Source organism: Rhizobium sp. CC-YZS058, assembly GCF_034720595.1.
Lineage (GTDB): Bacteria > Pseudomonadota > Alphaproteobacteria > Rhizobiales > Rhizobiaceae > Ferranicluibacter.
This window is the reverse complement of record NZ_JAYESJ010000001.1, coordinates 3,223,107-3,242,821: the sequence shown is the minus strand read 5'-3', so window position 1 is coordinate 3,242,821 and position 19,715 is coordinate 3,223,107. Positions and strand designations below refer to the sequence as shown.

Genomic DNA, 19,715 nt, shown 5'->3' with positions numbered 1-19,715 from the left:
CCCGACACTCGGCCAAGCCGCATGGCGGGCCGCTCTCGCAGATGCGGGCGTCTCGCTCGTGATGGAAGGAGAACCCCATGCCCTGTTCTTGGGCCCCGCTCGATTATCTCAGCTGGCGCGAGACCTGCACGGCCCTGCACCTGTACCTGCAGATTGCCGGCAAGTATCGGCTGGCGCACACGCCCTGGCTCAACCACTCCTGGAACGCGACCTTCTATGTCACGCCGCGCGGGCTGACATCCTCGCCCATCCCGGATGGTGCGGGCATCGAGATCCTGTTCGATCTCCACGACCACCGTGTCGTCGGCCAGAACGGCGAGGGCGCAACCGCCTCCTTCGCGCTTGGGCCGATGACGGTCGCCGCTTTTCACGCCGCCTTCCTGCAGCTGATCGCCGAGCTCGGCGGCACTCCGGTCTTCAATGGTCAGCCGAACGAGGTGCCCTTTCCTGTTCCCTTCGCCGAGGATGATCGCGACCGTCCCTATGACGGCATGGCCGTGCGGCGCTTCCACCAGGGGCTGATTGCGGTCGATCGCGTCTTCAAGCAGTTTCGCACAGGATTTCTCGGCAAATCGAGCCCGGTGCACCTGTTCTGGGGCAGTTTCGATCTCGCCGTCACCCGCTTTTCCGGCGCTAAGGCCGCGCGCCATGGCGGCGGTATTCCGGCCCTGCCGGACAGTGTGGCGCAGGAGGCCTATGACCGCGAGGTTTCCTCGGCCGGGTTCTGGCCGGGCGGTGGCGGCGGCGTCGATTATCCGGCCTTCTACGCCTATGCCTATCCGGCGCCCGGCGGCTATCGCGCCGCTTCTATCAAGCCCGAGGCCGCGTTCTGGAGCGAGACGCTCGGCGAGTTCATCCTGCCTTATGAGGCCGTGCAGCAGGCGGAAGATCCCGATGCGGCGCTGCTGTCCTTCCTCCTGTCAACCTATGAGGCGGCGGCCACGCTGGGGCACTGGGATCGCGCGGAGCTGGAATGCGCGCAGGGAGAGGCAGGTCGCGTCCGCCCGGCCGATCCGCATCAGCCGGCCGCCGATCCAGCCGCGGCCGACGGCGCGGTCGAGCGACAGGACGGGCCGGCCAAGGGCCGCTATCTCCTGGTGCTCGATGGTATCGAAGCGGAGATGACCTATAGCCGGGCCGGCGAGGGGCTGATCATCATCGACCATACGGAGGTTCCGGCCGCCCTGCGCGGGCGCAAGGTCGGCGAGCGTCTGGTGCGCCAGGCGGTCGAGGATGCGCGGCGCGACGGCATCTCCCTCATTCCGCTCTGCCCCTTCGCTAAGGCCCAGATCGACCGCCATCCCGAATGGCAGGACGTGCTGCGCCGGAGCTAAGCAGGTTCCCTCTTGATGGGCAGTCTGCCGTCAGTTCCGCCTTGTCAGGCAAGCGGTGGCAGGCGGATCAGCGCGTCGTCGGGCAGCGGACGCTGCAGGGCCTTCGCCTCCTCCCAAGGCAAGGTCAGCCAGGCATCGACCTCCTCGGCGCTTTTCAGGATCACCGGCATGGCCTTCGGGTGCACGGCGCCCACCACGCTGTTCGGCGGGCAGGTCAGGAAGGCGTAGAGATCGGTGGTGATCAGCCCTTCCTTCACCTTGCGCACGCTCGTCCAATCCTTCACCCAGATGCCGGCGAAGGCCATCAGCGGCTCGCTCGCGTCACCGGCAAACCAGGCATTCGGCGTTCGTCCCCCGTCCTGCTTGCTGGCCGGGTCCGGCTCGGCGAAGCGGTTCAGCGGCACGATGCAGCGGTTTTCCACGCCGAGCCACCGCTTCCAGTGCTGGCTTGCCGTGTTGCGCACATTGGTGGTGCCGCCATCCGGCTCCATCGTCAGCAGCGTGTCGAAATCGACCGGCTTTCCCTTGGCCCGCAGCTTGTCGGCCCGCTTGCTCGCGGCCTCGAACAGCGCCTGGCGCGAGCTCGGCATCCCCCAGCGCACCGCGGCAAGCTCCCGCACGCCATCCGGCGCGTTGCGCACGATGGGGGCGAGGCGGTCGGGATAGACGTCGATCGTCGGCTCCATATTGCCGAGAACATCGCGCGCGGCGCGCGCAAAGTCCCGGATCGCCGCCTGGCTGGTGGTGAGGTTGTAAAGATTGCACATGGGTCTGTCCTCCGCCGCTGACTGTCGGAGATCGGGGAGCCGCATGCAAGAGCCACAGCGTGTCGTGCTTCTCAGGTCCTGCGTCCGGCAGCGGCCGAGCGGAGGTTGTCGAGCAGGACGGCAAGCAGCAGGATCAGGCCGCGCACCACATATTGATAGAACGCCTGGATGTTGAGCAGGTTCATGACGTTCTCGGCAATGCCCATGATCAGCACGCCGACGATGACGCCGGTCATGGCGGCCCGGCCGCCGGCCAGCGAGACGCCGCCCAGCACGCAGGCCGAAATGACCGAAAGCTCCAGGCCTGTCGCCGCATTCGGCTGGCCGGAGGTGATGCGGGAGGCGAGCAGAACGCCGGCCACGGCGCAGACGAGACCTTGCAGGGCGAAGATCCAGATCCGCATGGAGGAAACGCGCACGCCGGCCAGCCGCGAGGCTTCCGGGTTTCCGCCGATCGCCAGCGTGTTCTTGCCGAACACGGTGCGGTTCAGCACGAAGCCGAAGACGAGGAAGAACAGCGCCATCACCCAGATCGGCGTCGGGATGCCGAAGAATTTCGACAGCGCCAGCTGGTAGAAGCCGGGATCGTTGATGCCGACGGCGCGGCCATCGGAAGCGATGAGCGCCAGGCCGCGCACGATCTGCATGGTGGCGAGCGTGGTGATGAGCGCATTGATGCGGAAGCGGGCGATGACGACGCCGTTGACGAGGCCGACGGCGCCGCCGCAAAGCAGGGCGGCGATGAGCCCCATCAGGATCGAGCCGGTGGCGTTCGAAGCCATGACCGCGACCATGCCCGAAAAGGCGACGGTCGAGCCGACGGAGAGATCGAAGTCACGCGAGGCGAGGCAGAACATCATCGTGCAGGCGACGATGCCGATGGTGACGACCGACTGCAGCAGGCCCAGCATGTTGCGCTCGGTCAGGAAGTTCGGAACGGTCAGCGCCACGATGGCAAAGGCGATGGCGAAGATGACGACGAGGCCCTGTTCGCCGAGGAGGAGTTTCTTCAAGGACGTCATCGCGCATGGACCTGTTGGTTGGGAAGCTCGCTGGCATTGGAAACGTCGGGCAGGGCGGCTGCCAGAATGCGCCGCTCGTCATACTGGTCGCGCGGAAGGTCCGCCGCTATCCGGCCCTGGCACAGCACCAGGATCCGATCGGTGATGCCCATCACCTCGGGCAGCTCGCTGGAGATGACGATGATCGCCATGCCATCGGAGGCGAGTTCGTAGAGGATATCGTAGATTTCCGACTTGGCACCGACGTCGATGCCGCGGGTCGGTTCGTCGATGATCAGCACCTTGACGCCCTGCTCGGAGAGCCAGCGGCCAAGGATCACCTTCTGCTGGTTGCCGCCGGACAGATTGACGATATCCTGCCGGCGCGAGGGGGTGCGCACCCGGAGCTTGGCGATGAAGCGTTCGGCAAGCTCCGCCTCCTTCTTCGGCTGCAGGATGCCGAAGCGGGAGAAGTGCCGGCGCGAGGAGATCGCCATGTTTTCCTCGATATTGCGTCCCTGGACGATCCCCTCGGCCTTGCGGTCTTCAGGGCAGAGCACGAGGCCGGCGCGGATCGCATCCGGGGGGCTGTCGGGCCGGACCGGCACGCCGTCGACGCTGACCGTTCCCTGCGTGCGGCTGTCGGCTCCGTAGATCAGCCGGGCCGCTTCGCTGCGTCCGGCGCCGATCAGGCCGAAGAGGCCGAGGATCTCGCCCTGGCGCACGGACAGGCTCGCCGGCTGGCGCAGCTTGCGGCCGGCGATCTCCCTGACCTCGAGACGGACGGGACCGAGGAGACGGGGCCGGAAACCCCAGATATTGGCGATCTCGCGACCGACCATTTCGGAGATGATCTGGTCGCGGGTCACATGGGCGATGTCGGGATGGTGGGCGGCGAGCTTGCCGTCGCGCAGCACCGTCAGGCTGTCGCAGAGGCGGAAGATCTCGTCCAGCCGGTGCGAGACGTAGAGAACGACCTTGCCTTGGGTGCGCAGGCGGTCGATCAGGGCGAAGAGGATCTCGCTTTCGCGCGAGGAGAGCGAGGAGGTCGGCTCGTCGAGCGCGATGACGCGGGCATCGGCCATCACCGCCTTGGCGATCTCGACCATCTGGCGCTCGCCGAGCGAAAGGGAGGCGACCTTGCGGTCGGGGTCGATGTCGATGCCGATCTCGGAGAGCTTGTCGCGGACGACGCCCTGCAGCCGCTTACGGTCGATCACGCCCGCCCGGCCCGGGAAGCGGCCGAGCCAGAGATTTTCGGCCACCGTCAGCTCGGGCACGAGCTGGAGTTCCTGGTGGATGACGATGACGCCGGCCTGGAAGGCGTCGCTGACCGAACGGTAGCGCTGCGGCACGCCGTCGATGACGATCTCGCCGCTGTCGGCGGACTGGTCGCCGGAGAGCAGGCGGATCAGCGTCGACTTGCCGGCGCCGTTCTCCCCCATCAGCCCATGGACCGCGCCCCTGGCGACCGAGAAGGAGACGTCCGACAGCGCCTGCACGCCGGGATAGGCCTTGGAAAGGCCTTTGAAGTCGAGAAAGCTCTGCATGGTCTCACCGGAAGCGGAGTGGCCCGGCGGCTTGCCGCCGGGCAGGTCTGATCCTGTTTCGGATCACTCGATGCCGAGATCCTTGCGCACGGCCTCATAATTGTCGCGAAGCGCGAGCTGGCCGGCGGTCAGGATGAGCTTTTCCGGTTCCTTCTCGTTGGCGACCCACTCATACATGTTGAGCGCCGTCTCGTAGCCGTGCCGCTTGGGCGAGATGATGACCGTGCCGAAGAAGCCGGTGGGGGTGGGCTTCTTGAACTCGTTGATCGCCGAATCCGCACCGCCGATGCCGACGCCGATCATGCTGTCGGCCGGGATGCCGACCGTCTCGCTGGCGCGCACGGCGCCGAGAACGGCTTCGTCATTGAGGCCGACGGCGACCCAATGCTTGATGGCGGCGTTCTTGTTGAGCACGACGGTGGCGGCGTTCAGCGCCGCTTCCGTATCGGTCTTGGCCTGCGGCGCGTCGAAGATGTTGGCTTCGGGGAAACCTGCGGCTTTGAGAACCGAAAGAGCGCCATCGACGCGGTCGACCGCGGTCGGAAGCTGGTCATAGGACACGCGGATGGCGCCGACGTCCTTCATGTCCCAGCCCCGCTTCTTGATCTCGTCGACGAGCGTCTGGCCAACGGCCTCGCCGATTTTGGTTGCGGAAATGCCCATATGCGGCACGTCTTCGATGGGGCTGCCATCGGCATTGACCAGCCGGTCGTCGACCGTCATGACCTTCAGGTCGTTGGCGGCTGCCTTGGCGACGATGCCCGGGCCAAGCTTGACGTCGGGCGTGCAGATGATGAAGCCCTGGGCGCCCTGCGCGCCGAGATTGTCGATCGCCGATTGAACCTTTTCGCCGTCCTCGGCGCCGATCTTGACGAGCGTGAAGCCCTTCTCCTTGGCGGCCACGTCGGCAAACTTCCATTCGTCCTGGAACCAGGGCTCTTCCGGCTGCTTGACGATGAAGCCGATCTTGACGTCGGCAGCGAGGGTGGAGCCGGCGGCCATCAGCAGCACGGCGCCGGCAAGCAGCGCTTTCTTGAACATTCCCATTGTCTCTCTCCCACTTTGACTGCGCAAGCAGTGCTATCGGGATAATGTGTTTCATCATAACCGTCAATCTGACTTGTATGATGAATTGCATATGGCGTCCCGCTGTGGCAAAGAGGGGAGGGGATTCGACCGTTGCCTTCACCGGCGAAACAGGTCACGGATCAACGCCATGCGCCGGCGTTGACGAGGAGGCGAGTGGTAATGGCCGCAGACAAGCTCACGAAGCGCCTGGAGGCAGACCAGGGAGACGCGGCTCCCCGGCGTCCGCGCGTCCAGAAGAACATCACGCGGACGATCGCCACCGACATCTTCGACGAGGTCTTCGCCATCGGTGGCTTTCTGCCGACCGAGGCCGAGCTCTGCCTGCGCTACGGCGTCAGCCGCACCGTCATTCGCGAGTCGCTGAAGATCCTGGAATCGAAAGGCCTGGTGCGGGGTCGCTCGCGCGTCGGCACCATCGTCTGCGGCAAGGACGAGTGGAACATCCTCGACGGTCAGGTGCTCGAGTGGATCGGTCCGCGCATCTTCGAATATGATCTTCTCGGCTGCGTGCTGGAGGCCCGGCGCGCCATGGAGCCCTTCGCGGCCGAATTCGCCGCCGAGCGGGCCACCATGCAGGAGGTGGCGGAGATCGAGCGGGCCTGGGAGTGCATGCGCGATGCGGAAGGCGATCTGGAGGCCTTCACCAAGGCCGATGTCGCCTTCCATGCGGCCTTGCTCAAGGCCAGCCACAACCAGGTCTTCCAGCAGCTCATCAGCATCATCCAAGCGGCGCTCGAATTTTCGCTCCATGCCTCCAACGAGGCGGCGGATGCGCGCGGCGAGGCGGTGGAGCTGCACCGCCAGCTGGTGGAAGCGCTCCGCCTGCGCGACAAGGCGGCCGCGCGCGATTGCGTCAACCGCATGCTCGACGTCGCGGCGCGCGACCTTGCCATTGCGATGAAGAAACATCCCATTCCGGCCGAGCGCTCCGCCCGTCCGCTGTCAGAACGAGTCTCGTCATGAAAATCACCAAGCTCACCACCTACATCGTCCCGCCGCGCTGGATGTTTCTGAAGATCGAAACGGACGAGGGCATTACGGGCTGGGGCGAGCCGGTGGTCGAGGGCCGGGCGCTGACCGTCCAGGCGGCCGTGCACGAGCTCGAGGACTATCTGATCGGCAAGGACCCGTTCCTGATCGAGGATCACTGGCAGGTCATGTATCGCGCCGGCTTCTACCGCGGCGGCGCCCTCCATATGTCGGCCATTGCCGGCATCGACCAGGCGCTGTGGGACATCAAGGGCAAGGCACTCGGCGCGCCGATCCATTCGCTGCTCGGCGGCCAGGTGCGCGACCGCATCAAGGTCTATAGCTGGATCGGCGGCGACCGGCCGAGCGATGTCGCCAACAATGCCCGCGAGGTCGTGGCGCGCGGGTTCCAGGCCATCAAGCTCAATGGCTGCGAGGAACTGCAGATCGTCGACACCAACGAGAAGCTCGACAAGGCGGTGCAGACGATCGGCCTCATCCGCGATGCGATCGGCCCGAACATCGGCATCGGCGTCGACTTCCACGGCCGCGTCCATCGTCCCATGGCCAAGGTGCTGGCCAAGGAACTCGAGCAGTTCAAGCTGATGTTCATCGAGGAGCCGGTGCTTTCGGAGAACCGGGAGGCCTTGAAGGAGATCGCCAATCATTGCTCCACGCCGATCGCGCTCGGCGAGCGGCTCTATTCGCGCTGGGACTTCAAGGGCGTGCTGGCCGATGGCTATGTCGACATTCTCCAGCCCGATCTTTCGCATGCCGGCGGCATTACCGAATGCCGCAAGATCGCGGCCATGGCAGAGGCCTATGACGTGGCGCTGGCGCCGCATTGCCCGCTCGGTCCGATCGCGCTGGCCGCCTGCCTGCAGGTCGATGCCGTCAGCCACAATGCCTTCATCCAGGAGCAGAGCCTCGGCATCCACTACAACACCGGCAACGACATTCTCGACTACGTCTCCAACAAGGAGGTTTTCCATTACGAGGATGGCTTCGTCTCGATCCCTCAGGGGCCCGGCCTCGGCATCGAGGTCAACGAGGCCTATGTGATCGAGCGGGCCAAGGAAGGTCATCGCTGGCGCAACCCCGTCTGGCGCCATGCCGACGGCAGCGTCGCGGAGTGGTAGGATCATGACCGATCGTCTTGCCGGCAAGCGCATCGTCATCACCGGCGCCGCGCAGGGCATCGGCCTTGCCATGGCCGAGGCCTTCGCGAAGGAAGGTGCGGCCCTGCTGCTGATCGATCGGGACGGACCGCTGCTCGAAGAACAGGCCGTGCGGCTGCGCGACCAGAGAGCCCATATCCTTTCCGCCACGGCGGACATCACCGACGCCGCGGCGATTTCATCGGCGATCGGCCAGGCGGCGGTGGAGATCGGCGCCTTCAACGCGCTGGTCAACAATGCCGGCGTCAACGTCTTTTCCGAAGCGCTCTCCTTGAGCGACGAGGACTGGACCCGCTGCTTCGACATCAACCTCAAGGGCGCCTGGAACTGCAGCCGCGCGGTGCTGCCGGGCATGATCGCGGCCGGAGGCGGCGTCATCCTCAACATCGCCTCCACCCATGCCTTCACCATCATTCCCCACACCTTCCCCTATCCGGTCGCCAAGCATGCGCTGCTCGGCATGACCAAGGCGCTGGGGCTCGAATATGCGGCACACGGCGTGCGCGTAAATGCGCTGGCGCCCGGCTATGTCCGGACGCAGAAGGTGATCGACTACTGGAACAGCTTTCCCGACCCGGCCGCCGCCGAGGCGGAGACCCTGTCGCTGCACCCCGGCCGCCGCATCGCGGCGCCGAGCGAGATCGCTTTGGCCGCTCTCTTCATGATCTCCGACGAATGCCCCTTCATGACCGCCACCTGCCTGACGGTCGACGGCGGCCTGAGTGTGCTTCATCATCCCTGACGAGAGTCGACCTGTCCTCCTTCGTTCACGTCCCCGAGCCTATGCTCCCGAAGACGGCGCCACGGTCTTGTAGCGCAGGTGCACGGCGCCGTGGGGCAATGGGGTGCAGGCGAGGAGGGAGAGTTCCACTTTGCCGGCAAGGCCTTCTTCGCCAAACTCGATCACCCGGTCGGCGCCCTTGCGGGCGTCGAGTGCGGGGGCGACGACCAGGCTGATCTCGTCCACCAGCCCGGCGGCCAGCAGGGCGCCGTTGGTGCCGGCCCCGCCTTCGAGCAGGATGCGGGTGATGCCGAGTTCGCGGTTGAGCGTCTCCAGCATGGCGCCGATGTTCATCTCCTCGGTGTCAGACAGGAGATAGGAGACGCCGTCTTGCGCCAGTTCCGCCAAATGGCTGTCCGGCACGTCATGGCCAAGCAGGACGACGATATGATCGCCGAACAGCTCGCCTTTGTCGAAATGCAGCGTGCCGCTTCGATCGATGGCGATCCCGAAGCTCTTGGCCGCGCGGTTCGCGAAATGTGCGGGGCGTGCGACTGCCTGCGGGTTTTCGACCGGATGCGGACCCGCTTTCGACATTTCGGCCATCGTCACCCGCCCCACCATCCAGGCGTCGCCGCCATGCTCCGCATGGATCTGTTCGTAGAGCGTGGACCAGTCCGACCGGCTGCCGTCCGGGCTTTGGGTCAGCTTGCTCGGATGCAGGGTTCCGTCAGGAGAGGTGATCATCAGGCAGATGAGCGCGGGTTTCATGGGCTGACCTTTGTGAAGCGGAACCTTGATCTGCGCCTGAAGCTAGAGCCTGGTGGCGGCAGCGCAAGGCGGCAAGGGCTGCGAACGGTGGGAATGGCAATGAACGCAGACCCGACGCTTGCCAAAAGGCGCGGATGAGGTTAGGTCTTGTTCGATATTTCAACGGATATCGAATCATGGATGATCACCGTGCGCTTGCCGCATTCTCCGCTCTGTCGCAGGAAACCCGGCTGCAGATTGTGCGAAAGCTCGTTGTCTGCGGACCCGCAGGCATGGCGGCCGGGGCGATTGCGGAGGCGCTTGGACTTTCGCCTTCCAGTCTGTCCTTCCACCTGAAGGAACTCGATCGTGCCGGCCTCATCGATCAAAGGCGGGAATCCCGCTCGATCATCTACAGTGCGAGCTACCCCTCGCTGGCCGAGCTCGTCCGCTTCCTGATGGAAGACTGCTGCTCCGGCCACCCCGAGATCTGCGCTCCTGCAGCTGCCGTGTCGGTCTGCTGCTCCCCTCAGGAGGTGAAGGCGCAATGAGCACGACGGGTCTTGCGATCACGCCGATCGATCCGGCCGCAGACGATCTTCGCGCGGCCCTGTCCACTGCGCGGCTGCCGGTCGACGACCTCGCCGAGCCAGGCCGGCGCTTCTACCGGTTCGATGACGATGGCCGAGCGATCGGTTTCGGCGGCCTTGAACTGCACGGGGCGATTGCTTTGCTGCGGTCGGTCGTCGTCCTTCCGAAAAGCCGTGGGCAGGGGCACGGCCAGGCCATCGTTTCCGCCCTGCTGGCCCAGGCCGTCCACCTCGGCGTCGCCGAACTCTTTCTCCTGACGGAGGAGGCGGCGCCGTTTTTCGAGCGGCTCGGTTTTTCGCACATCGATCGCACAGCGGCACCGGCAGCGATCCGCCAGTCCCAACAGGCGCAACATCTCTGTCCCGCGTCCGCCTCGCTTCTCGTCCACCGAATCAAGGTTTAAGCCCATGAGCCGCTTCGAACGGTTTCTCACCCTCTGGGTGGCCCTCTGCATCCTCGTCGGCATCGCGCTCGGCCATCTCATGCCCGGCGTCTTCCAGGCCATCGCAGCCGTGGAGGTGGCGCGGGTCAATCTGCCGGTGGCGGTGCTGATCTGGCTGATGATCATCCCCATGCTCCTCAAGATCGATTTCGCCGCGCTCGGCCAGGTCGGGCGCCATTGGCGGGGCATCGGCGTGACGCTCTTCATCAACTGGGCGGTCAAGCCTTTCTCCATGGCACTGCTCGGCTGGCTGTTCATCGGCTGGCTGTTCCGGCCCTATCTGCCGGAGGCGCAGATCGACTCCTACATCGCCGGGCTCATCCTGCTCGCCGCCGCCCCCTGCACGGCCATGGTCTTCGTCTGGTCGAACCTGACCAGGGGCGAGCCACACTTCACGCTGAGCCAGGTGGCGCTCAACGATGCCATCATGATCGTCGCCTTCGCGCCCATCGTCGGCCTCCTGCTCGGCCTGTCCGCCATCTCCGTGCCCTGGGACACGCTGATCCTCTCGGTCCTGCTCTATATCGTGCTCCCGGTCATCGTCGCCCAGTTCCTGCGCCGCATGACCGATTCGGCGAAACTCGCTGCGCGGCTGCAGCCGCTGTCGCTTGCAGCGTTGCTTGCCACGCTGGTGCTGCTCTTCGGCTTTCAGGGCGAGCAGATCCTTTCCCAGCCAGGCGTCATCGCGCTGCTCGCCGTGCCGATCTTGATCCAGGTCTATTTCAATTCGGGGCTCGCCTATCTCCTCAATCGCTTGAGCGGAGAGGCCCATTGCGTGGCCGGCCCCTCGGCGCTGATCGGCGCCTCGAACTTTTTCGAGCTTGCGGTCGCGGCCGCCATCAGCCTCTTCGGCTTTCAGTCGGGTGCGGCGCTCGCCACCGTGGTCGGCGTGCTGATCGAAGTGCCGGTCATGCTTTCGGTGGTCGCCATCGTCAATCGCAGCCGCGGCTGGTACGAACGCGGCCAGGCTGTTTCCCGTGTCGTGCAGAAGGAGATCTGACCATGGACGCAACCATCTACCACAACCCTGCCTGCGGCACCTCCCGCAACACCCTGGCGCTGATCCGCCATGCCGGCATCGAGCCGCAGGTGATCGACTATCTGGCGACGCCGCCGAGCCGGGAGACGCTGGTCGCGATGATCGCGGCTGCGGGTCTTCGTGTGCGCGAGGCGATCCGGGAGAAGGGCACGCCCTATCTGGATCTCGGCCTTGATGATCAGACTCTCGGCGACGAGGCCCTGATCGACGCGATGCTTGCGCATCCGATCCTGATCAACCGGCCCTTCGTGGTGACGCCGCTCGGCACGCGCCTCGCCCGTCCTTCGGAGCGGGTGCTGGAGATCCTGCCGGACACGCCGCGCGGCGCTTTCGTCAAGGAGGATGGCGAGGTGGTCTTCGATGGCGAGGGACGCAGGGTTCTCTGACTTCCGCCGACCGGCCCATGACGGACGGGCGATCAGGTCTCAACTGCCGGCGGCCGGCTTGCCGATCAGCCGGTCATAGACCTCCTCCGGTCGTCCATAGCTTCCGCCGGCGATTTCCTCGAGCCGCGCGCGGTCGATGACATGGATATCGCCCCGGGTTGCGCGGATGGCGTGGATGCCTTCGAGGATATGCAGCTCGTTGGTCACGCCCGAACGGCGCACGCCCAGCATGAGCGACAAGAATTCATGGGTGAGCGGCAGGTGGTCGCCGTCGATCCGGTCGTGGCACATCAGCAGCCAACGGGCGAGACGCTCGTGCATCGTGTAGCGGCCATTGGCCAGCGTCGAATGGGCAAGCTGCAGCGAAGCCGTGAAGACATAGCGCAGCAGAAGATCGCGGATGCCCTTGTTGCTGTCGAACAAAGCGCAAATGGCGGCCGAGGGTGCGCGAAGTCCCGTTCCTTCGACCTGCATGAAGGTCCGGTTCGGTGTGCTGTCCGTCTGCAGCAGAACATGCAGCCCGCTCATGCCTTCGCGTCCGATATGGCTGACCTCGACCTCCTCGTCATCCCCGTTGGAGGCGATGACCGAGGCCAGGCCGCTTTCCAGAAACCAAACATAGGCCGTGGGTGTGTCGGCCTCCACCAGCGTATGGCGCAACGGCAGCACATAGGGCTCTAGGTGCGGAGCAAGGCATGCGAATTCATTGGGCGACAAGGCGCGCAGCAGCCGGTTGGTGATCTTGCCCTGTGTGATGGTCATCCCCGCTTCCCTTGCGGTGACGAGCCCGCTCTCGTGCCGCGACGAGCCGAAGCAGGGTCCAGCATGCGCCCTGACGAAGGCAATGACCACCCGCCAGTCCTCCCCTGTACCCTATCGTACCGACGGCGCGACCTTTTTTCCACGTCAACTCGCAAGATCCGCGTGTGGCGGCGCTGCTCCCGGCCGGTGGCGAAGCGCCTCGACAATGACGGCAAGGGCGGGCGACATCTGGCGGCGGCTCGGGTAATAGAGGTGATAGCCGCTGAAGGGCGGGCTCCAGTCATCCAGAACGGCTCGCAGCGCGCCGCGCGCAAGCGGCTCTTCGACGAGATCTTCCGGCACATAGGCGATGCCATAGCCGCGGATGGCCGCGTCGATCTGGGCGAGCGAGGTGTTGAAGCTCAGCTGCCCGTCGACGCGCACGCGCACCTCCCGTCCGTCCTTCTCGAACTCCCAGCTGTAGAAGCCGCCCCAGCTGACCTGGCGCATGTTGATGCACAGGTGGCCGACGAGATCCTGCGGGGTCAGCGGAATGCCGCGCTGCGCGATATAGGCGGGGGAAGCGACCGCGCGCAGCCGCCAGTCCGGGCCGATGCGCACGGCGATCATGTCCTTGTCCACGCTTTCGCCCAGCCGAACGCCGGCATCGAAGCGCTCTTCCACGATGTTGCGCATGCCGTTGTCGCTGTAGAGCTCGACGCGGATGTCGGGATAGCGGGCGAGAATGCGGGCGAGCTTCGGCCAGACCAGGCCCTGCAGCGCGTGGTCTGACAGGGTGAGCCGCACCGTGCCGGAGGGCGTGTCGCGATAGGCGACGAGACCGGCGAGCTCCGCTTCGATCTCCTCGAACCGCGGCGCCAGCGACTGCAGGAGCCTCTCGCCGGCCTCCGTCGTCGAGACGCTGCGGGTGGTGCGGGTCAGAAGGCGGACGCCAAGGCGCGCCTCCAGCTGGCGGATCGTGTGGGACAGCGTCGATTGCGAGGTGCCGAGCTGGGCGGCGGCGCGGGTGAAGCTGCGCGCCTTCGCCACTTCCAGAAACCAGATCAGGTCCTTCATATCCTCACGCTGCATCGCGCATCCTCTCCGCTTATTCATATCGAATTTCGATAGGTCCATGCCGTTTAGCACGGATTGTTGGGGGAATGGCTCGGTTTTATCTTCCCCTCGAAGCTTGCCGAAGGACGGATGAACGCCATGACGATCGCGCCGATGACAGTGATGGACGGGGAGCCGACGCGGCGCGGCGCCTGGAGCGCCGTGTTCTCCATGACACTCTGCGTCTTCACCCTGATCGCGTCCGAATTCATGCCGGTCAGCCTGTTGACACCGATTGCGACCGATCTCGGCGTGACCGAGGGTCACGCGGGCCAGGCGATCTCGATCTCCGGGCTGTTTGCCGTCGCAACCAGCCTTTGTCTCGCCGGGCTGACCCGGCGGCTCGACCGGCGCGCGGTCGTGCTCGGGCTGACGGGTCTCCTCGTTCTGTCCGGCATCATCGTCACGCTCTCGCCGTCCTATCCGCTGCTCATGGTCGGGCGCGCGCTGCTCGGCGTCGCGGTCGGCGGTTTCTGGTCTCTGTCCACTGCCATCGTCATGCGGCTCGTGCCGCAGGCAGAGGTGCCAAAGGCGCTAGCCCTGCTCAACGCCGGCAATGCCGTCGCCGCCACGATCTCCGCGCCGCTCGGCAGCCTGCTCGGCGCAATGATCGGCTGGCGCGGCGCCTTCTTCCTCGTCGTGCCGGTCGGCCTGCTGGCGCTTCTCTGGCAATGGATCAGCCTTCCCGCGCTCGCCCCGCGCGCCGGCGGCTCGGCCCTTGGCGTCCTGAGGCTGCTCGGGCGGCGGCCGATCGCGCTCGGCATGGCGGCGATCCTGATGCTGTTCATGGGCCAGTTCGCGCTGTTCACCTATCTGCGCCCGTTTCTGGAACAGGTAACCGGGGTCGGCATCGAAACCCTGTCGCTGATGCTGCTGGCCATGGGGCTTGCTGGCGCTGCGGGCACCGTGGCGATCGGGCATCTCCTCGGCCGCCGGCTCTTCAGCCTGCTCATCGGCATTCCCCTGCTCATGGCCGGGCTCGCGTTGCTTCTCCTTGTCGTCGGCCGGGCGGAGGCGCCGGTCTTTGCCGCCCTGATCGGCTGGGGCTTTCTCGGCACGGCGGCCCCGGTCGGCTGGGGCACCTGGCTCAGCCGCGCCCTGCCGGACGAGGCAGAGGCCGGCGGCGGGCTGCAGGTGGCCGTCATCCAGCTGGCGATCACTGCCGGCGCCTCGCTCGGCGGCCTGATGTTCGACAGCCTCGGCTGGCAGGCAACCTTCCTCCTTTCCGCCATGCTGCTCGGCGGCTCCGCGCTGGCTGCCCTTGCTGCCTGGCGGCTTTCCGAAAGGCGACAGGCATGACCCCGCTTTGCCCAAGGCTCAACCGCCGCCGCCTGATCGCCGGCTGCGCCGCCTTCGCACTTGGCCCTCGAGCCGTGCAGGCCGCCACAGACCCGAACAACCAGGACAGGACCCGCATGCGCATCACCCTGACCTTTGCCGAGCATGTGCTGACCGCAACGCTCTACGACAATCCCTCCGCGCGCGACTTCTTCGCCCTGCTGCCGCTCGACCTGACCATCGAGGATTTCGGCGGCAATGAGAAGATCGCCTATCTGCCGCGCAAGCTGACGGTGGAGGGCAACGGCCCGTTCGACAACGAGCAGCCCTACGACCTTTGCTACTACATGCCCTGGGGCAACCTCGCCATGTTCTTCGGTCCCTACAAGCATCCGGGGCTCGTGCGCCTCGGCCGCTTCGATACGGGCATGGAGGCGCTCCATGTCTCCGGCCGCTATCCGCTGCGTATCGACGTCCTTCGCTAAGTCCCCTCTCATCTCGACACGGCCTTCCCTCACCATGTCCTCACCTCAAGGAGTGCCCCATGCCCATGCCGTATGACCCAGCCGATGACTTCAACCCGACCCGCCGGGGCCTGATGAAGGCGACCGGCGTCGCCATGGCGGTGATGAGCATCACCCCCGCAATCGCCGCAGCCGAAAGCGGCGGTGCCACCGAGATCTGGGACAAGACCTTCCCGAAGATCGAGGCGGTCGACCACCGGAAGGTGTCCTTCAAGACCCGCTACGGCATCCTGCTTTCCGGCGACCTCTACATGCCCAAGGCGCGCGGCGATGCGCCCTTGGCCGCACTTGCCGTCAGCGGTCCCTTCGGCGCGGTCAAGGAGCAGTCCTCCGGCCTCTATGCCCAGACCATGGCCGAGCGCGGCTTCGTCACGCTCGCCTTCGACCCCTCCTATACGGGCGAAAGCGGCGGCGAGCCGCGCAACATCGCCTCGCCCGATATCAATACGGAGGACTTCAGTGCCGCGGTCGATTTCCTCGGCCTGCAGCCGGCGGTCGATCGGGAGCGGATCGGCATTATCGGCATTTGCGGCTTCGGCGGCATGGCGCTCAATGCGGTTGCCGTGGACAAGCGCGTCAAGGCGGTCGTCGCCAGCACCATGTACGACATGACCCGCGTCATGGCGAAGGGCTATTTCGACAGCATGACCCCGGAACAGCGCGCTGAGGCGCTGGAGCAGATGAGCCGGCAGCGCTGGGTCGATGCCGAACAGGGCACGCCGGCCTACCAGCCACCCTTCAACCCGCCGCTGAAGGGCGGCGAGCCGCAATTCGTCGTGGATTACCACGATTACTACGCCACGCCGCGCGGCTATCATCCCCGCGCCGTCAATTCCGGCAATGCCTGGTCGCAGACGACGCCGATGAGCTTCATGAACATGCCGATCCTGACCTATATCGCCGAGATCGCCCCGCGGCCGCTGCTGCTGATCCACGGCGAAAAGGCCCATTCGCGTTACTTCAGCGAAACGGCCTTCGCCAAGGCCGCCGATCCGAAGGAGCTGGTGATCGTTCCCGGCGCCAGCCATGTCGATCTCTACGACCGGATGGACAAGATTTCCTTCGACCGGATCGCGGCCTTCTTCGAACGGACTCTTGCCTGAGCTAATGTAGTCGCGGCTCCCGTTCTGCCCCGCCGGGCAGGCGGGGCCGTTCACACCCATCGAGGAGAGAGACATGCGTGCGACTGTTCTTCACGGCAAGGGCGATATCCGCTGCGACGAGGTGGCGGAACCGCGGATCGAGAAGCCGACCGATGCCATCATCAAGCTTTCCGCCTCCTGCGTCTGCGGCTCGGACCTCTGGCCCTATCGCGGCCTGCAGCCGAGCAACGGGCCGGCCCATATGGGCCATGAATATTGCGGCGTCGTGGTCGAGGTGGGCGCGGCGGTGAAGACCGTTCGGCCGGGCCAGTTCGTCGTCGGCTCCTTCTGCATTTCCGACAACACCTGTCCGCATTGCCGCTTCGGCTTCCAGTCATCCTGCGAGCAGCGCGAGTTCATGACCGGGGCGCAGGCGCCCTATGCGCGCGTGCCGCTGGCCGATGGCACGCTGATCGCCACCGACGAGATGCCTTCCGACGATCTGATCCCAAGCCTCCTCGCCGCCTCCGACGTGCTCGGCACCGGCTGGTATGCGGCGGATGCCGCGGGCGTGAAGGAGGGGGCGACCGCGGTCGTGGTCGGCGATGGCGCGGTCGGGCTGATGGGTGTCCTGGCCGCCAAGCAACTGGGGGCCGCGCGCATCATCGCCATGAGCCGGCACAAGAGCCGGCAGGATCTGGCGCTTGAATTCGGGGCGACCGACATCGTTTCCGAGCGGGGCGAGGACGGGATCGCCCGCGTCAAGGCGCTGACCGACGGGGTCGGTGCCGACTCCGTGCTGGAATGCGTCGGCACCCAGGAATCGATGAGCCAGGCCATGAACTGTGCCCGCCCGGGGGGCAAGATCGGCTTCGTCGGCGTGCCGCATGGCGTGCAGATCGACGGACAGACGCTGTTCTTCCAGCAGAAGAGCCTGATGGGCGGGCCGGCGCCCGTTCGCCGCTATCTGCCGCATCTGATCGACCTCATCCTGGAGCGCCGCATCAATCCCGGCAAGGTCTTCGACCTCGAACTGCCGCTTGCCGACGTCGCGGAAGGCTACCGCGCCATGGACGAGCGCCGGGCGATCAAGACGCTCCTGCGCGTCTGAGGCACGACTTGCTGCCGCCCAAGAGGGCGGCGCTCGGCAACCAGACGACCCCAAGCACCGGACCGGCCCGCAAAGCGCGGGCCGGCCCTCGATACCTCATGCCGAAAGGAAGACGATCATGAGTTCCATCCTTGCCGCCACGCTTGCCGCCTCCGCCATGGCCGCCACGGGCCTTCCAGCCGAGGAACGGCGGCGGGATGCGCCGCCCGCCATGTCGGCCGTGTCGAGCGACAGGCTGACCCTCATTCCCTCCGGCGCGGACGAGGCGCCGGCGCCGGAGGCCTTCTTTTCCGGCACCGTCCGCCTGTCCGGCCTCTACCAGGCGGAGGGCCCGGCGCGGATTGGCGGGGCCACGGTTACGTTCTCGGCCGGGGCGCGCACGGCCTGGCACAGCCATCCGCTCGGCCAGACCCTCTTCATCGTCGCCGGCCACGGCCTGGTCCAGAAGCAAGGCGAGGCTGCGCTGCGCGTCGGTCCGGGCGATGTCGTCTTCATTCCGCCGCAGGTGCGCCACTGGCATGGGGCGGTGGAGAACGAGGGCATGACCCATTTCGCGGTCGCCGAAGCGCTGGACGGCACGGCCGTCACCTGGGCCGAGAAGGTTTCCGACGCGGACTATGCCGAGGCAGCGCGCCGCTGAATGCGGAGAGCAGCCCGGGTTCCCGGCCTCCGGGTGTCTTCTGCTGTTCGCTCGCCATTGCATGGGAGGGTGTTGAACGCGCGCTTGGTCGGTTCTGGACCTGAGGCGCGCGATCCACTAGGGTTTCGGCCATGCTGGCCGTGGCTGCAGGGGGCCTCGGCGCGTGGAGCGAAAGTGCAGGCGCGCGGATGCGCAAGGACATACACAACAGCGAGATTCCGGCGCTCTGTGCGGCCTGCGAGGCGCGCCATCGCGGGGTCTGCGGCGCGCTCAGCCCGGCGCAGCTTCTCGCCTTGTCCAAGACATCGAGCAAGCAGAAGGCGGAGCCGGGCGCCGAGATCGTCGGCGATGCCGAGGTCGTCGACCACTATTCCAATCTCCTCTCCGGCGTCGTCAAGCTGACCAAGACCCTGTCCGACGGGCGACAGCAGATCGTCGGCCTACAATTCGCGCCCGATTTCGTCGGCCGGCCCTTCGGGACAGAGAGTGTCATCACCGCCCAGGCCGCGACCGAGGTCGATCTCTGTTCGTTCCCGCGCGGGACCATGGAGCGGATGATCGCCGATCAGCCGGAACTGGAACATCGGCTCTTCCAGCAGGCACTCAAGGAGCTCGACCAGGCGCGCGACTGGATGGTGATGCTCGGCCGCAAGACCGCCGCGGAGAAGGTCGCGAGCTTCCTCCTGATGATCGCCCGTCACATCGACCCCGCCGCCGACCCCGATCGCCGCAGCGCCGCGTTCGATCTGCCGCTCACCCGCGGCGAGATCGCCGATTTCCTGGGCCTCACCATCGAGACCGTCAGCCGCCAGCTGACCAAGCTGCGCACCGACGGGCTGATCCAGCTCGAAAACAGCCGGCACGTCCTCATCCACGACCTGCACCGGCTGGCGCGCCGGGCTGGCGATTGAGATCGCAGGCCGCCGCCTGCCCCAGAAGGTGGTCGCGTTCGAAGGCGATATGGCGGCGCATCGTGCCGAAGAAGGCGCGCAGCATGTAGCCGACCGCCTCGGGATTGTAGATCGGATGTCCTTGTCCGATGGCCAGCAGAACCTGCGTCAGCTCCTGCGCACTGCTGTCGTCTTCCAGATGCTCGGTCTTGAGCCGGCGAATGACCGCCTCTTCGCCGGCGCGCGCCACGGCGGGATAGATCGTCTCCTCCTCGAACCGATGCCCGCCGCGCAGGACCGGCAGCAGGCTGCCGGCCAGGGAGAGACATTGCAGACGATCCACCCCGTCGGGAAGCGCGTCGGCGATCTGCTCGAGCTCGTCGCAGAGCAGCAGCATCTCGTGGTGAATGCGCGCCAGGTCGATCTGGGCATAATGCATCGGCGGCCGGTCGGCGGTCGTCGGTAACGCCGGGGAAGGGCCCTCCCCGGCAGGGCGCTCGATACCGGACATGGCGG

Annotated in this window: 22 protein-coding genes; 14 read left to right on the top strand and 8 right to left on the bottom strand. The window is 66.1% G+C overall.

Annotated elements, in window-relative coordinates; genetic code table 11:
- Positions 1 to 77 precede the first annotated feature (77 nt).
- Entirely contained in the window at positions 78 to 1,334 is a 1,257-nt protein-coding gene (locus U8330_RS15555) for a DUF5996 family protein (RefSeq protein WP_323106161.1), read from the top strand.
- A 44-nt stretch (positions 1,335 to 1,378) separates the two neighbouring features.
- Here U8330_RS15555 and U8330_RS15550 read toward each other — a convergent pair whose 3' ends face one another.
- From U8330_RS15550 to U8330_RS15535, 4 genes are all read right to left on the bottom strand, one after another.
- A complete protein-coding gene (locus U8330_RS15550; RefSeq protein ID WP_323106160.1) occupies positions 1,379 to 2,101 on the bottom strand; it encodes an SOS response-associated peptidase in 723 nt (240 codons plus the stop codon).
- A gap of 71 nt (positions 2,102 to 2,172) precedes the next feature.
- Positions 2,173 to 3,123, bottom strand: coding sequence for an L-arabinose ABC transporter permease AraH (gene araH / locus U8330_RS15545; RefSeq protein WP_323106159.1), 951 nt, complete (start codon positions 3,121 to 3,123; stop codon positions 2,173 to 2,175).
- Complete coding sequence (gene araG / locus U8330_RS15540; protein WP_323106158.1) at positions 3,120 to 4,652, bottom strand: L-arabinose ABC transporter ATP-binding protein AraG; 1,533 nt, start codon at positions 4,650 to 4,652, stop codon at positions 3,120 to 3,122. Before araG ends, araH begins: the two co-directional genes overlap by 4 nt.
- 63 nt (positions 4,653 to 4,715) lie before the next feature.
- Positions 4,716 to 5,699, bottom strand: coding sequence for an arabinose ABC transporter substrate-binding protein (locus U8330_RS15535; RefSeq protein WP_323106157.1), 984 nt, complete (start codon positions 5,697 to 5,699; stop codon positions 4,716 to 4,718).
- A 201-nt stretch (positions 5,700 to 5,900) separates the two neighbouring features.
- Here U8330_RS15535 and U8330_RS15530 point away from each other — a divergent pair, with 201 nt between their 5' ends.
- Genes U8330_RS15530 through U8330_RS15520 form a run of 3 tightly spaced genes read left to right on the top strand, consistent with a single transcriptional unit; the run spans position 5,901 to position 8,630 of the window.
- Positions 5,901 to 6,704 carry a FadR/GntR family transcriptional regulator gene (locus U8330_RS15530; RefSeq protein ID WP_323106156.1) on the top strand — a complete coding sequence of 268 codons (804 nt, stop codon included), beginning with the start codon at positions 5,901 to 5,903 and terminating at the stop codon, positions 6,702 to 6,704.
- Positions 6,701 to 7,849 carry a galactonate dehydratase gene (gene dgoD / locus U8330_RS15525; RefSeq protein WP_323106155.1) on the top strand — a complete coding sequence of 383 codons (1,149 nt, stop codon included), beginning with the start codon at positions 6,701 to 6,703 and terminating at the stop codon, positions 7,847 to 7,849. Before U8330_RS15530 ends, dgoD begins: the two co-directional genes overlap by 4 nt.
- Positions 7,850 to 7,853: 4 nt before the next feature.
- On the top strand, positions 7,854 to 8,630 hold the full coding sequence (locus U8330_RS15520; protein ID WP_323106154.1) for an SDR family oxidoreductase: 777 nt from the start codon (positions 7,854 to 7,856) through the stop codon (positions 8,628 to 8,630).
- Positions 8,631 to 8,669: 39 nt separating this feature from the next.
- Here U8330_RS15520 and U8330_RS15515 read toward each other — a convergent pair whose 3' ends face one another.
- Complete coding sequence (locus U8330_RS15515; protein ID WP_323106153.1) at positions 8,670 to 9,380, bottom strand: RibD family protein; 711 nt, start codon at positions 9,378 to 9,380, stop codon at positions 8,670 to 8,672.
- Between the two features lie 176 nt (positions 9,381 to 9,556).
- Here U8330_RS15515 and U8330_RS15510 point away from each other — a divergent pair, with 176 nt between their 5' ends.
- Genes U8330_RS15510 through arsC form a run of 4 tightly spaced genes read left to right on the top strand, consistent with a single transcriptional unit; the run spans position 9,557 to position 11,817 of the window.
- The gene (locus tag U8330_RS15510; protein WP_323106152.1) at positions 9,557 to 9,910 is read left to right on the top strand and encodes a metalloregulator ArsR/SmtB family transcription factor; all 354 of its coding nucleotides are present in this window, start codon (positions 9,557 to 9,559) and stop codon (positions 9,908 to 9,910) included.
- A complete protein-coding gene (arsN2, locus tag U8330_RS15505; protein ID WP_323106151.1) occupies positions 9,907 to 10,353 on the top strand; it encodes an arsenic resistance N-acetyltransferase ArsN2 in 447 nt (148 codons plus the stop codon). Before U8330_RS15510 ends, arsN2 begins: the two co-directional genes overlap by 4 nt.
- Positions 10,354 to 10,357: 4 nt before the next feature.
- Positions 10,358 to 11,392, top strand: a complete 1,035-nt coding sequence (gene arsB, locus U8330_RS15500) for an ACR3 family arsenite efflux transporter (RefSeq protein ID WP_323106150.1) — start codon at positions 10,358 to 10,360, stop codon at positions 11,390 to 11,392.
- A gap of 2 nt (positions 11,393 to 11,394) precedes the next feature.
- Complete coding sequence (gene arsC, locus U8330_RS15495) at positions 11,395 to 11,817, top strand: arsenate reductase (glutaredoxin) (protein ID WP_323106149.1); 423 nt, start codon at positions 11,395 to 11,397, stop codon at positions 11,815 to 11,817.
- 39 nt (positions 11,818 to 11,856) lie between these two features.
- On the opposite strand, the gene U8330_RS15490 is transcribed toward arsC, so the two are convergent.
- Positions 11,857 to 12,579: a Crp/Fnr family transcriptional regulator gene (locus U8330_RS15490; protein WP_323106148.1), complete on the bottom strand. Its 723-nt coding sequence runs from the start codon at positions 12,577 to 12,579 to the stop codon at positions 11,857 to 11,859.
- Positions 12,580 to 12,723: 144 nt separating this feature from the next.
- Positions 12,724 to 13,650 carry a LysR family transcriptional regulator gene (locus U8330_RS15485; RefSeq protein ID WP_323106147.1) on the bottom strand — a complete coding sequence of 309 codons (927 nt, stop codon included), beginning with the start codon at positions 13,648 to 13,650 and terminating at the stop codon, positions 12,724 to 12,726.
- 123 nt (positions 13,651 to 13,773) lie between these two features.
- On the opposite strand from U8330_RS15485, the gene U8330_RS15480 reads away from it, so the two are divergent.
- The 6 genes from U8330_RS15480 to U8330_RS15455 all read left to right on the top strand — a co-directional run bounded on the left by U8330_RS15480 (position 13,774) and on the right by U8330_RS15455 (position 19,220).
- The gene (locus U8330_RS15480) at positions 13,774 to 14,973 is read left to right on the top strand and encodes an MFS transporter (RefSeq protein ID WP_416236867.1); all 1,200 of its coding nucleotides are present in this window, start codon (positions 13,774 to 13,776) and stop codon (positions 14,971 to 14,973) included.
- Positions 14,970 to 15,437: a cyclophilin-like fold protein gene (locus tag U8330_RS15475; RefSeq protein WP_323106145.1), complete on the top strand. Its 468-nt coding sequence runs from the start codon at positions 14,970 to 14,972 to the stop codon at positions 15,435 to 15,437. Before U8330_RS15480 ends, U8330_RS15475 begins: the two co-directional genes overlap by 4 nt.
- Before the next feature lie 59 nt (positions 15,438 to 15,496).
- A complete protein-coding gene (locus tag U8330_RS15470) occupies positions 15,497 to 16,579 on the top strand; it encodes an alpha/beta hydrolase (protein WP_323106144.1) in 1,083 nt (360 codons plus the stop codon).
- 73 nt (positions 16,580 to 16,652) lie between these two features.
- On the top strand, positions 16,653 to 17,669 hold the full coding sequence (locus U8330_RS15465; protein ID WP_323106143.1) for a zinc-dependent alcohol dehydrogenase family protein: 1,017 nt from the start codon (positions 16,653 to 16,655) through the stop codon (positions 17,667 to 17,669).
- 118 nt (positions 17,670 to 17,787) lie between these two features.
- Positions 17,788 to 18,309 (top strand): cupin domain-containing protein, encoded by a 522-nt coding sequence (locus U8330_RS15460; protein ID WP_323106142.1) that lies wholly within the window; start codon positions 17,788 to 17,790, stop codon positions 18,307 to 18,309.
- A gap of 188 nt (positions 18,310 to 18,497) precedes the next feature.
- Complete coding sequence (locus U8330_RS15455; RefSeq protein WP_323106141.1) at positions 18,498 to 19,220, top strand: Crp/Fnr family transcriptional regulator; 723 nt, start codon at positions 18,498 to 18,500, stop codon at positions 19,218 to 19,220.
- Here U8330_RS15455 and U8330_RS15450 read toward each other — a convergent pair.
- Positions 19,177 to 19,710 carry a hemerythrin domain-containing protein gene (locus U8330_RS15450; RefSeq protein ID WP_323106140.1) on the bottom strand — a complete coding sequence of 178 codons (534 nt, stop codon included), beginning with the start codon at positions 19,708 to 19,710 and terminating at the stop codon, positions 19,177 to 19,179. The genes U8330_RS15455 and U8330_RS15450 overlap by 44 nt on opposite strands.
- Between the last annotated feature and the right edge of the window lie 5 nt (positions 19,711 to 19,715).